At 62.1% G+C, this 11,652-nt stretch carries 12 protein-coding genes and 1 tRNA gene; 5 read left to right on the top strand and 8 right to left on the bottom strand.

The window, feature by feature from the left end:
* Nucleotides 1–86: 86 nt before the first annotated feature.
* The 5 genes from SCD90_RS08010 to SCD90_RS08030 all read right to left on the bottom strand — a co-directional run bounded on the left by SCD90_RS08010 (nt 87) and on the right by SCD90_RS08030 (nt 5,890).
* On the bottom strand, nt 87–794 hold the full coding sequence (locus tag SCD90_RS08010; RefSeq protein ID WP_319844141.1) for a GntR family transcriptional regulator: 708 nt from the start codon (nt 792–794) through the stop codon (nt 87–89).
* Between the two features lie 209 nt (nt 795–1,003).
* Nucleotides 1,004–2,482, bottom strand: coding sequence for a tripartite tricarboxylate transporter permease (locus SCD90_RS08015; RefSeq protein ID WP_319844142.1), 1,479 nt, complete (start codon nt 2,480–2,482; stop codon nt 1,004–1,006).
* A gap of 163 nt (nt 2,483–2,645) precedes the next feature.
* Nucleotides 2,646–3,179 carry a tripartite tricarboxylate transporter TctB family protein gene (locus tag SCD90_RS08020; RefSeq protein ID WP_319844143.1) on the bottom strand — a complete coding sequence of 178 codons (534 nt, stop codon included), beginning with the start codon at nt 3,177–3,179 and terminating at the stop codon, nt 2,646–2,648.
* Nucleotides 3,180–3,588: 409 nt separating this feature from the next.
* Nucleotides 3,589–4,599 (bottom strand): Bug family tripartite tricarboxylate transporter substrate binding protein, encoded by a 1,011-nt coding sequence (locus SCD90_RS08025; protein WP_425265661.1) that lies wholly within the window; start codon nt 4,597–4,599, stop codon nt 3,589–3,591.
* A 286-nt stretch (nt 4,600–4,885) separates the two neighbouring features.
* Entirely contained in the window at nt 4,886–5,890 is a 1,005-nt protein-coding gene (locus SCD90_RS08030) for an NAD(P)H-quinone oxidoreductase (RefSeq protein WP_319844393.1), read from the bottom strand.
* A gap of 184 nt (nt 5,891–6,074) precedes the next feature.
* Between SCD90_RS08030 and SCD90_RS08035 the strand changes: the two genes are divergently transcribed.
* Together SCD90_RS08035 and SCD90_RS08040 are read left to right on the top strand one after the other, a co-directional pair.
* Nucleotides 6,075–6,151 (top strand) — tRNA-Pro (locus SCD90_RS08035).
* Nucleotides 6,152–6,394: 243 nt separating this feature from the next.
* Nucleotides 6,395–7,321: a manganese catalase family protein gene (locus SCD90_RS08040; RefSeq protein WP_319844144.1), complete on the top strand. Its 927-nt coding sequence runs from the start codon at nt 6,395–6,397 to the stop codon at nt 7,319–7,321.
* A gap of 194 nt (nt 7,322–7,515) precedes the next feature.
* Here SCD90_RS08040 and SCD90_RS08045 read toward each other — a convergent pair whose 3' ends face one another.
* Together SCD90_RS08045 and SCD90_RS08050 are read right to left on the bottom strand one after the other, a co-directional pair.
* Nucleotides 7,516–8,748 (bottom strand): HlyD family secretion protein, encoded by a 1,233-nt coding sequence (locus SCD90_RS08045; protein WP_319844145.1) that lies wholly within the window; start codon nt 8,746–8,748, stop codon nt 7,516–7,518.
* Nucleotides 8,749–8,751: 3 nt separating this feature from the next.
* Nucleotides 8,752–9,210: a hypothetical protein gene (locus SCD90_RS08050; RefSeq protein ID WP_319844146.1), complete on the bottom strand. Its 459-nt coding sequence runs from the start codon at nt 9,208–9,210 to the stop codon at nt 8,752–8,754.
* A gap of 313 nt (nt 9,211–9,523) precedes the next feature.
* On the opposite strand from SCD90_RS08050, the gene SCD90_RS08055 reads away from it, so the two are divergent.
* Nucleotides 9,524–9,781, top strand: coding sequence for a hypothetical protein (locus tag SCD90_RS08055; RefSeq protein ID WP_319844147.1), 258 nt, complete (start codon nt 9,524–9,526; stop codon nt 9,779–9,781).
* 185 nt (nt 9,782–9,966) lie between these two features.
* Here SCD90_RS08055 and SCD90_RS08060 read toward each other — a convergent pair whose 3' ends face one another.
* Nucleotides 9,967–10,290 (bottom strand): hypothetical protein, encoded by a 324-nt coding sequence (locus SCD90_RS08060; RefSeq protein WP_319844148.1) that lies wholly within the window; start codon nt 10,288–10,290, stop codon nt 9,967–9,969.
* Nucleotides 10,291–10,670: 380 nt separating this feature from the next.
* On the opposite strand from SCD90_RS08060, the gene SCD90_RS08065 reads away from it, so the two are divergent.
* Both SCD90_RS08065 and SCD90_RS08070 read left to right on the top strand, forming a co-directional pair.
* Nucleotides 10,671–11,021 carry an SH3 domain-containing protein gene (locus tag SCD90_RS08065; RefSeq protein ID WP_319844149.1) on the top strand — a complete coding sequence of 117 codons (351 nt, stop codon included), beginning with the start codon at nt 10,671–10,673 and terminating at the stop codon, nt 11,019–11,021.
* Between the two features lie 183 nt (nt 11,022–11,204).
* Nucleotides 11,205–11,420: a hypothetical protein gene (locus tag SCD90_RS08070; protein ID WP_319844151.1), complete on the top strand. Its 216-nt coding sequence runs from the start codon at nt 11,205–11,207 to the stop codon at nt 11,418–11,420.
* Nucleotides 11,421–11,652: the final 232 nt, after the last annotated feature.

Below are 11,652 nucleotides of genomic sequence, written 5' to 3' on the forward strand. Positions count from 1 at the left end.
GCCAGGGCCGAACGCCCATAGCCGAAAGTCGGGGGGAACACCACACACTTAACAGGCGTCTCCGCGCACGGAACGCCGCACCCCACCTATTCGGGGAATACTCCATACCTCTCCACATGGGCTGCAAGGCCCAGCGTGTGCTCGCGCACCAGGCGTTCGGCGAGGTCGGCGTCACGCCGTTCCAGCGCCTCGATGATTGCTCCATGCTCGCGCATCGAGGTCTCCAGACGGCGTTCCTGCCTGACGGAAACCGCGCGGATGGCGCGCATGTGGAGGATCAGGTTCTGCGTCATGTCGACGATCAGCTGGCAACCTCCCAGCCGGATCAGTGCGCCATGGAAAGCCAGATTGGCCTGCGAATATTCATGGACATGCGCGCCAGCCTCGGCGCCGTCCTCATGGCCGAACTCGTCGAACAGGCGCCGCAGGGCCTGCAGGTCCTTGGCTCCCGCCCGGCCGCAAGCCAAACGTGCGGCCATGCTCTCGAGAGCGGCCCAGACCGTGATCATGTCGAGGATCTCGGTCTTCTTCTTGCGCACCACGAAAATGCCGCGCCGAGGCACCGACCGAACGAAGCCTTCCTGCTCAAGAAGGGTGATCGCCTCGCGGATGGGCGTGCGGCTGACGCCGAGATCCTGCGACAAGCGACGCTCGTCGAGCCGGATCTCCGTCGGGTGACCGTAGATATCCATCTCCATGATCGCCTTCTTCAAGGCGTCGTAAGCCAGCACGCGAAGGCTGACATTGACGCCCAAGGGTTCGACATGAAGTTTTGGTTGTACGAGCTCTTGCACGGGATTCCCTGGAAGAGTGCGCCGCCTGCAGAACAGGTAGGGGTCCGAAGGCCGCGATGCCAACCGTCTACTGTATGCCACCCGGGCGCGCAACGAACTTCTGGCATGGGATCGGTCGGGCCAGCGGCATCCACGGAGGGAAAGATGTCGATGGGAAGACATAAGCGGGGCGCGAATGAACCGCGCCCCGCCATTGTTATTGATGACGCTCAGGTGCTGGCGCCATGCTCGACGCCGTCGGCATCACTACGCCCGCGAACGCGATCCATAACGTAGCTGTACATCGGCCATACCAGCATGATCAGAGCCAAGGTCACGATCGTGCCGACCAGCCAGTTCGAGTAGAACACGGTCAGGTCGCCCTCGGAGACCAGCATGGCCTGCCGGAAAGCCGCCTCCGCCTGATCGCCGAGCACGAGCGCGAGCACGAGCGGAGCGAGCGGGTAGTTCAGCTTCTTGAACAGGTAGCCGATGACGCCGAAGCCGAGCATGTAGACGATGTCCAGGGATGCGTTGGCGACGGTGTACGCACCGACCGCGCAGATCACGAGAATGACCGGCGCAATGATCGAGAAGGGGATCTTCAGGATCGCCGCGAACCACGGAACGGTCGTCAGCACCACGATCAGTCCGACGAGGTTGGACAGGTACAGCGAGGCGATGAGACCCCAGACGAAGTCCTTCTGCTCGATGAACAGGAGCGGACCCGGCTGCAGACCCCAGATCAGGAGGCCGCCCAGAAGCACCGCCGCAGTGGGCGAGCCCGGAATGCCGAGCGTGAGCATGGGCAGAAGGGCCGCCGTGCCGGCCGCATGTGCCGCCGTCTCGGGAGCCACGACACCCTCCATCTCGCCATTGCCGAAGTTGCGCCCGTTCTTCGAGAACTTCTTGGCCAGGCCATAGCTCATGAAGGATGCGGGCGTTGCGCCGCCGGGCGTAATGCCCATCCAGCAGCCCACGAGGGCACCGCGAAGAGCAGTGGCCCAGTACTTCGGCAGCTGCGCCCAGGTCTGGAACACGACCTTGGCGTTGATCTTCGCCGACTTGCCGCGGAACGCGAGGCCTTCCTCCATGGTCAGAAGGATTTCGCCGACACCGAACAGGCCGATGACCGCAACCAGGAAGTCGAAGCCACGCAGCAGCTCAACGGAGTCAAACGTCAGGCGAAGCTGTCCCGTGACGGTATCGATGCCCACCGTTGCCAGCGCGAAGCCAAGCATCATGGCCGCGATGACCTTCGAGGGCGGCTCCTTGCCCATGCCCACGAAGGAGCAGAACGTCAGGAGGTAGACCGCGAAGAACTCGGCCGGACCGAACCGCAGCGCGAACTGGGCAATGATCGGCGCCATGAACGTGATGAGGAGGACGGCCACGAAGGCGCCAAAGAAGGACGAGGTGAAGGCCGCCGTCAGCGCCTCACCCGCTCTTCCTTTTTGCGCCATTGGATGGCCGTCGAACGTTGTCGCCACCGACCATGGTTCGCCTGGAATGTTGAACAGGATCGACGTGATGGCGCCGCCGAACAGCGCGCCCCAGTAGATCGAGGACAACATGATGATCGCCGACACGGGCGACATCGCAAAGGTCAGCGGCAGCAGGATTGCCACCCCGTTTGCGCCGCCAAGACCCGGAAGAACGCCCACGAATACGCCAAGAATGACGCCGATCACCATGTAGAGAATGTTCATCGGGTCCGCTGCTACCGCGAACCCCCCGAACAGTGACATTAAGCTGTCAACCACTTGCCCCTCCCAACAGGCGCACGCCGATCAGGCGCCGCCCCCTTACTTTCTTGTTCATTAGAAAAGGCAGACCGCGCGCAGCCAGGGCCGCGCGGCGGCTGCCGCGCCCTCAGTAGCCCAGCATGATCTCGAGCGGCCCCTTCGGCAGAGGCAGCAGGAACCAGATCTCGAACATGAAGAACAGGAAGACCGGAACACCGACGGCAACCGGTGCGATGATCATCGGCGAATATTTGCCGAGCCAGTACATGAAGAAGGCGATGAACAGCGCCGAGGACACGTAGATGCCCAGATAGTCGATCAGCAGAACGTAGATGACCGTCGGGATGAAGACCTTGAGCACCGACTTGAAGCCCGTCTTCTCGACGAAGTTCGAGCGGTCGGGTGTCTTGGTTACGATGTTCATCACGAAGGTGATGGCCGACGCGATGAACATCAGCGCGCCGATATAGAACGGGAAGTACCCGGACTCCGGCCCATCTCCTGCCCAGCCAATGCCGATCCGGTGGCTGTCCCACATCACGACCGTGCCAAGCGCCATCAGCGCAAGGGCGACGATCTGGTCGATCAGGCGAACCGACACCGTATACTCGTGCGGATCATGCCCGGCTTCGGGCTGCGCACCTTCCTCATGAACGCTCATTCTAGATCCTCCGTCCGTTGACCGGACTCGTTGTGGGCGCAAACCGCACCGCATGCCGCTTGGAGGTGTGGCCCGGAGCAAGGCGGACACCGCCCCCTGCCCTCTGGCCAGATCCCGCAAGTGGTCCTGCGAGAATCCGCCCAGCCGGATTCCCACATCACGCAGTTCCTCAAATCTTGATCAAAAGGTCCGGACGGCGCGACGCGGCTCCGGACATGCCCCTGTATCCAGGAAGCCGTTTTCCGATCTGCCAGGTATCCCGGCAGCAATTTCTTGTTCTTGGACCCGCACCGGGAGCTTCTCTATTGCAAGCTCCCTTTGCGGATCTGGATGCCCCTTGTCCCTTCGCCTGCAACGGGCGGGAGGGGGTTGTGAGTTGGCGCCCCTTGGAAGGGGCGCCAGCCACGTCTTACTTCTTGGCCATGAAGCCGGCCTTCGTCATCAGGTCGCTGTGCGTGGTTTCGGCCTTCGTCAGCCAAGCCTCGAATTCCGGGCCCTTCAGGCGGGTGGTGTTGAACGCACCACGCTCCATGAACTCTTTCCATTCCGGGGTCGCGACAACCTGCTCGAAGAGGTTGTTGTAGTAGGCAACCTGCTCATCATTCGCCGATTTGGCGGTGAAGATGCCACGAAGCATGGTGTATTCGACGTCCAGGCCGCCCGACTTGCAGGTGGGGATGTCGGACCAGGACTTACCCTCGGCAACCGGCTCCTTGTACGGCATCGGCTGGTGATCGAACACGCAGAGCGGGCGCAGCTGACCTGCGCGCCACTGGGACACGGCCTCGATGGGGTTGTTGACGGTCGAGGTCACGTGGTTGCCGACGAGCTGAGCCGCCACGTCGCCGCCGCCCTTGTAGGGAACGTAGACAAACTTGCCGCCGGTCGCCTGCTCGATCGCAGCCGTGATGATCTGGTCTTCCTGCTTGGAGCCCGTGCCGCCCATCTTGAACTGGGTCTTGCCCTCCTTGAGAGCCGTCACGAAGTCCCCGGTGGTCTGGTACGGCGAGGATCCGTTCACCCACAGCACGAACTGGTCGAGCGCCAGCATGCCGACGGGCTTGATGTCCTTCCAGGAGAAGGGAACGCCGGTTGCCATCGGGGTCGTGAAGACGTTCGAGAGCGTGATGACGATCTTGTGGGGATCCTTCGCGCCCTTCATCTCCAGGAAGCCTTCGGCGCCAGCGCCGCCCGACTTGTTGATGACGACCAGCGACTGCTTCATCAGGCTGTGCTTCTGGATGACACCCTGAAGCATGCGCGCCATCTGGTCGGCGCCGCCGCCGGTGCCTGCAGGCACGACGAACTCGACGGTCTTCGTGGGCTCCCAGGCGGCGGAAGCCGAAATGGGGGACAAGGCCAAGCCCGCGGCGCAAGCAGCCATAAACCCGCGCGCAATCAGCCCGTTGAATGAAATCATAGCGTTTCTCTCCCGGACGGTTCGCGTTTGTTTTGCGTCAAGCGCGGAGCGAACTCGTCGTTAGTGGAGCAGACCCCTTGCTGCTCATTCCGGGAGTATACGAAAGGCCTACTGGAACGCAACAGCTGCGCATGGCTGGTATGCACTATTTCATAGCTGGCATACGGTATATCAGCGCGCTTGAGAGACGAACCTACTCTGAAGCGGGCGTTCTACGGGCGCAAAAATCCGCCCGTAGAACAGTAGGTTAGCGGGCGCGGAGCCTACGCTGCGCCAATCTGACGCATTAAATCATCACTTTGAGGACGATCTTGCCGATGTGGCGATTGCTCTCCATCAACGCATGGGCCTCGGAGGCCTGATCCAGAGCGAAGCTGGCGAAGATCCGGCTTTCGATGCGGCGCTCGGCAAGCAGCGGCCAGACCTTTTCCCGAAGCTGGGCTGCAATGGCAGCCTTGTCCGCGACCGGCCGGGAGCGAAGGGTGGACGCGGTCAGCGTCAGCCGCTTCAGCATGACCGGGAAGAAGTTGAGCGCGATCTTCGGGCTCTGGAGGAAGGCAATGGAGACATGGCGGCCTTCCGTTGCCATGACCGAGATTGTGCGCGGAATGTAATCGCCGCCCACCATGTCGAGAACGACATCGACGCCGCGCCCGCCCGTTTCAGCCTTGATGACCTCGACGAAGTCCTCTTCCTTGTAGTTGATCGCCCGGTCGGCACCGGCTTCGACGCAGGCGGCGCACTTCTCCGCGCTGCCCGCCGTTGTGAAGACGCGCGCCCCGAATGCCTTGGCGAGCGGGATCGCCGTCATGCCGATTCCGGATGACCCTCCATGGACCAGGAAGGTCTCGCCTTCCTTCAATCGACCCCGATCGAAGACATTGCTCCATACCGTGAAGAAGGTTTCGGGCAGGACGGCACCTTCCTCGAACGACAACCCCTCCGGGATGGGCAGCACCTGTGGCACGGGAGCCGTCGCGTATTCAGCATATCCTCCGCCTGCCAGAAGAGCGCAGACCCTGTCGCCGACCGCATATTCGGTGACGCCTTCCCCAAGTGCCGCGATGGTGCCGGCCACTTCCAGGCCCGGAATATCGGTTGCGCCGGGCGGTGGCTCATACTTGCCGAGACGCTGAAGCACGTCGGGCCGGTTGATGCCGGCCGCATGAACCTTGATCAGCACCTCGCCGGAAGCGGGGGTGGGCACCGGCCTCTGCGCAGTGCGCAAGACCTCTGGTCCGCCGGGCTCGGCGATCTCGATGGCCGTCATGGTGGTAGGCAGCGCCATGATGTTGCTCCTTTGTGGTCGTCGCCTCGTCCGCTACAGCGAAAATCGCCGAGAGGAAACCGGACTGAAAGAACCGTGTCGGAGACCAGCAAGCCTGCGCAGCCGTGTCCGGCCAGTCGGATGGCCCGCGATGAAGGTTTCGGTTGCGGTCCGGCTCCGCCCCATCTATATCCCGCACCGCTGGTGACGGAGTGTAGCGCAGTCTGGTAGCGCACCACGTTCGGGACGTGGGGGTCGCAGGTTCAAATCCTGCCACTCCGACCAGCCAAATCTCTGGCCCGACAGAGTTTTTTCTGAGCACCGATCCGGCAGCAAAGATTGGGGGACTGGATCCCTCTCCCCCCACTGTATTTCATGTGCTGAGCTGCTCAGGAAAGTGCGCGAAAGCCTAGTCGTCGTGGCAAGAAACAGGCCGCACCGGGCTCGGCGAGCAGCTATTCATTCCGGATGGTCGGGAACGACGGTCTTGCGCTCACGTTGGCACCTCACACAGTGGAGACCAACAGCATGTTCATGCGCGTCGACAAACTGCAGGCCGAACTGCCTGCACCCAAACGTGCCGACCCCAATGCGGCCGCTGCGCTACAGGAACTGCTGGGCGGGAAATACGGCGAGATGTCCACGCTCGGGAACTACATGTTCCAGAGCTTCAATTTCCGTTCAAAGGAAAAGCTTCGTCCGTTCTACAGCCTGGTGGCCTCCATCACCGCCGAGGAGCTGGGCCACGTCGAGCTCGTCTCAAATGGCGTTGCGATGCTTGCGAACGGGCCGGACAAGAAGAACGGCGACGCAGGTGATGGCGGCGACATCTCCGGTGCGCCTTTCGAGGATATGAAGGACATCCGCAACGCCGCGGCATTCCTGTCCGCCGGGGGCGGAGCCATGCCGGTCAATTCGAACGGCGTGTCGTGGAACAACGACTTCATAACCACGACCGGTAACGTCATCGTCGACCTGTTGCACAACTTCCACCTGGAATGCGGTGCTCGGCTGCACAAGCTGCGCGTCTACGAGACACTGACGGATCCGACCGGACGCGAGGTCTGCGGCTATCTGCTTGTTCGCGGCTCGGTACACGCCCACGCCTATGCGCTTGCCTTGAAGAAGATCACGGGCGTTGACCTCGACAAGTTCCTGCCGACCCCGAATATCCCTCTCAGCAAGATCCCCGAGTGCCAGAAGTACCTGGATGAGGGCTCCCATCGCCGCCTCTACACGTTCAGCCCGAACGACTACAAGGAGATGGCAGGTATCTGGGGCAACGGCGAAGTCGCGCTTCCCGACGATCCGCCGGGCGAACTGGAGGTGATCGATGGCCATCCCGATGGCGGCAAGATCCACCAGCTGACCGGCGTGCCTTCGGCATTCACCCCCGATTATGCTCCCGAGGAGATGTTCGAGATCGCGCAGAAGCTCTACAAAGCTTCTCGCTGATCCAAGGGCTCGTGGCACGCCCCGGTAGACTTGGGCGTGCCACTAAGTCGGGGATCCCCATGGTGCGGCAGCATTCCGAGACGGTGGATCGGACGCCTGAACTGCTGACGTGGGGGCCGTGCCCTGCTGCCCTGGAAGACCTTCAACGCCCGCCGACGGGATGAAGCGCTGATCTGTTCGCACTCGCCCTGCCTCTAGTGACCGCTGAAAACCAGCGTTCGAACAGGAAGTATGAGTGCTTGCATGCGCAAGATCATCGCGTGAACCACAGCGGTGGCATCGACTGCATGCAAGGCAAGTCCCCGGGCGGCGCTGGTTTCGGGTGACGCGATTGTCTCGTGGTTGCTGGAATAGGCGTTGGCGATGCAGCTGCTGCCCGGCGTCACGCCATCCAGCCCTCCCGCATAAAGAGGCTCCAGGAAGACCAGGATGGTTCCCGGCCGCGTGACTTGTTGCGCATCGATCAATTGCTCTCCGCCCCGGAACTGGCCTGCGGCAATGAAGTCCTGGACGACCGTCACGACCATCGGAATGACGGTCCACGGCTTCGAGATGCAGGTGACCTCGGCCAGCATGCCGACCTCCATGACCTGCGCTTCAATCTGGCCGAAGCCGGCTTGTATGGCGGCCCGCCCCGCTCCTTCGGGAATGAGTATGCCGGCCGGTCGCATGAAGGGGTTGACCACGTCGCCAACCCGCAAGGTGAACTGTTCCATTCGTCCGGAAACGCCCGCGCGTACGACGGTCTTCGTCAGCTCGACCTCAGCCTGGGCAAGGGCCGCTTCGGCGCTGGCCTTCTGTGCGGGCAAGAGCGACGAGATCCGGGCTTCTGCGGCGGCCTTTCCGGCAGTTGCGGCGGCGATGGCGCCCTGCCTGCCTTCGACCTGTCGCTGAAGCCGCTCGATGTCGCGCGTCGCAACGATCCCGGAACCTCGGCGCCCGAGCTCCTGCTTGGTTTGCAATTCTTCGAGGTCCTGCGCATAGGCGCTCTGCGCCTCCTGGATCTTGCCGGACGCTGCCAGAACGTCGGTGCGCGCGACCACGAAAGCCGCCTCTGTCTCGGCGATGCGGCGGCGCGCGGTTTCGGCCTCGGCTTCTTGCGTCGTACTGTCGAGACGAAAGATCGGCTGGCCTTGTTGCACGGTGTCGGAGATGCCGACGAACACTTCCGCAACGCGCCCGCTGGCCTCCGGCACAATGGCGACGGTCCTGAAATACAACGTGGCGCTGGTCGTCGAGGGGTGATTGTAGAAGATGACGGTGATGAGCCCGACCGTCAGCATGACACAGGCCGTTATGCCCCACCGCAATTCGAACCAGACCGAGTAGAGCGTGATCTCTCGACCAATGCGCTTGCCCTGCGCAAACCGCCTGTAGAGGAAATCGGGCAGGATCGTCAGGACGGAGCAGAGGAGAAGCTCCAGCATCGCTCAACTCCTTCCGTCAGCGGGCAGATGCACTGGTGCGATATGCCCGTGCGCGACCTCGGGCTGCTGTTCGACCGGGGCGCCGGCGGCGGGCACATCATCCGCGCCCCGGCCGGGAGAAATGCCTGCCAGCCTCTCGAGAGAGCCCGCCATCCGGCTCAGTGCGCCGCCGAAATCCGGAATGTCGATCAGCGCGAGCAACAGGCCGATGACCCAGAAGAGGTGCACGTGAGTGAACAGCGACAACAGGCCCAGTACTGCAACCACTTCGAACTGCAGCTTCTTGGACTTGTGAGCCATCCGTTCAGGAAGCGAGTGCAGCCTCAGAAACAGGAGGCCAGCTGCCATGACGATGAGGAGCAGGCCCACTCCCGCTCCTACCATCAAGGCGTCGGTCTCACCGCTGGGGGTGATGAAGAACGGCAGATGATGTGGCGCGGACGTGTGAAGCGACGCTGCCAAGCTGGCCTCCATAGGAAGACACGAGCATGATCGATCAAGTTCTCTGGCAGCCGCCTACTGGCGAGGCGCAGGCCATATTCACACAATCGACCTAAATTCAGCCAAGCACAAGCTAGTACACGAAGTAATTGAGCATCCTCATCGCGCGCCGCTTTGCCCAAGGCTCTGTTGACTGGCACATCCGCCGCCGGTCGCCGTCACTCACCGAAGCACGGCCCAACAGGCAGGTGATCCCGAGCTCCATGGGAAGTTTGCGGGTCGACTTGGCACTCGCATTGTGAAAACAAAAGGCGAACGACTTCAGGAGTCACCGATGCCCCGCGATACCCTTTTTTTCGCTCAATCCTTCCGCGTGGACGGGCGCAAGCTGTTAGCCAGTACACCGGAGAAGCACAAATCGGCGGAGAAGGCGGTGATCTCGGCGGAAAGGATGTCGGCCTCGAAGATCGGAGCCGTAGCCTTTCAGGTCACCGGCGACCCGGACGGCGAGTTCGACGCCCCCGTCGTCCTGTTCAAGGCTGGGAGGTTGCCGTCAGATCTCGATGAGGCGGAGGTCATCGGGGAACCGTGACGCCGAGCGCGGTTCCGCCAGCACACGCCGTGCTTGTGCTCCGGCAAAGCTTTCCAGCCATTATGCCTGTTCAGTCTGTGCGAACGGCGTCCGCTGTCGTGACCGGCGGAGTTCAGGAAGCAGCAGGTTATGAGCAAAGGTCCGCAGAGGCGGGGTGGTCGTGTGCCGACCGCCTTTCCCTTGCCCTATTTGGTGATGATCCGTCGCGTCCGCACCACCCGATCGGGGTGCGCGTGCTCCACATGGACCTTCACCACTTCGGGTCTCGCGAGACGCCGGCTGTACCATGAGTTCCGCTCGTAATAGGCTGCACCCTTGTAGCCTTCCGAGTGCCTGAACCCGTCCTTGATGTAGGGATCGGGATACGCCCTCTGACCGCAATACGTGTCCGGGCAGAACTCGTCGTAGACTTCCTGGACAACGTAGACTTCATGCGCCTGCGACGCGGTTACACCCATCGCGCCGAACATGAGCGCTGCTCCAAGACCGACAGTGACGTGGCGTGACATTGGCTTTCCCGTGCTGCGTGCAGACAGAAGAAAATAGATCGAGGAGCCGCATGGTTCCAAGCTCTATCTGGCAGCCCGCGCCTATCCATGGCGAGCCACCTGATCCCGTTTGCATAGCCTGCTGCCGCTTCCTCGCAGCGCTGCGCCTCTCCTGCCCACGCGGAACAGCAGGGAACGATCAAGGCGTTCGGATGCTTGATCAGCCTCCTCGTTCATAGTCGCGGGAGCTGATCTTGTTTTTCTTCTTCTCGAACCGAGCAGGATGCCTGCCCTCGCTTCTTGTTTCGCTCGGGGTTACGGCCCTCCTCGTTTTCCTGTTCGCGTGGTAGACTTCAGCAGAAGCTCGAAGACAGGCCTGCCGGACCGAGAGGACAAGGCTCTTGCTGAAGCGTGCCGCCATCCTTCTCGCCGTGCTGTGCTCCTTTGTCAGCCCGGTTCATGCCTCCGCACTTCACGGGTTCACGGTAATCGATGTTCCCGCCGGCGACCGGTTGAACGTCCGGGCAGGACCCGGCACAGGCCATAAAGTTCAGGCGGCCTACCGAAACGGTGCCCTGCTCAGCCTCACCGGTAAATGCACCAGCCTGAAGCTGGACGATCTCGCCGGCATGGATGCAGCCCGAAAATTCAGGAGCATCCGGGCTGCATGGTGCGAGGTCTGGCACGACCCGAAGGGCGACGGGAAGTTCGTGACCGGATGGGCGAAGGGCCGGTTCCTCTACCCGCATTGAAGCGGACGCACCCCCTTTCCAGCCGGTGATCTCTTTAAGTCGAGGTGCGTACACATCCGGATGTATGAAACGCACCACAGTGGCGCCGGAGAATGGGCGAAAGACGGAAGCGTTTTTCGATTTGCCGTAGCGGGCGAGCCTGCAAGCGCCCTATCCTGCTGTCGCGGGTGCGGGAGCGGCAGGATGCACAGGGTTACGGGGCGCAGCCCCAAGGGAAATATTGTGGCGGCTGTCGTGGAGGGTCGCGAGAAGGCTCTTCACAAGGCCGATGAGTTCATCGAGGACGGGTTCTCGGACATCAAGGTCGGTCGCCTCGATGAGACGGAACTCTCGCTGAAAGAGTTCCGCAACATGGCCGACAGCGACAGCCTCGCTGCCGCGCCACCGGAAAGCCGCTGACAGCTCAAAGAGAAGTGATTCCATAAGGCTTCTCGGCTCGCGAGAAGCCTCAAAACCGGCCTTGTCCGTCACCATATCCATGGTCATGGACAAGGCTTTTCTCATTGCGCCAAGCATGGCTGCCGCAGAAGGCAGCGCCTCTGAGTGGGCGTGGACCGAGGATGGCCGTGGATGGCGCGACGCACAGGGCGCCTATGTCGAAGCGCGTTGCAATCTCGGCAACCTGGCCTCC

Source organism: Terrihabitans rhizophilus, from assembly GCF_033898525.1.
In the GTDB taxonomy this organism is placed as follows: Bacteria; Pseudomonadota; Alphaproteobacteria; order Rhizobiales; family Methylopilaceae; genus Flaviflagellibacter; species Flaviflagellibacter rhizophilus.

Excerpts from the sequence above, each read along its gene's own strand:
- SCD90_RS08015 (WP_319844142.1), bottom strand. The coding sequence starts at position 2,482 with ATGAACATTCTCTACATGGTGATCGGCGTCATTCTTGGCGTATTCGTG.
- SCD90_RS08020 (WP_319844143.1), bottom strand. The coding sequence starts at position 3,179 with ATGAGCGTTCATGAGGAAGGTGCGCAGCCCGAAGCCGGGCATGATCCG.
- SCD90_RS08025 (WP_425265661.1), bottom strand. The coding sequence starts at position 4,599 with ATGATTTCATTCAACGGGCTGATTGCGCGCGGGTTTATGGCTGCTTGC.
- SCD90_RS08040 (WP_319844144.1), top strand. The coding sequence starts at position 6,395 with ATGTTCATGCGCGTCGACAAACTGCAGGCCGAACTGCCTGCACCCAAA.
- SCD90_RS08045 (WP_319844145.1), bottom strand. The coding sequence starts at position 8,748 with ATGCTGGAGCTTCTCCTCTGCTCCGTCCTGACGATCCTGCCCGATTTC.
- SCD90_RS08055 (WP_319844147.1), top strand. The coding sequence starts at position 9,524 with ATGCCCCGCGATACCCTTTTTTTCGCTCAATCCTTCCGCGTGGACGGG.
- SCD90_RS08060 (WP_319844148.1), bottom strand. The coding sequence starts at position 10,290 with ATGTCACGCCACGTCACTGTCGGTCTTGGAGCAGCGCTCATGTTCGGC.
- SCD90_RS08070 (WP_319844151.1), top strand. The coding sequence starts at position 11,205 with ATGCACAGGGTTACGGGGCGCAGCCCCAAGGGAAATATTGTGGCGGCT.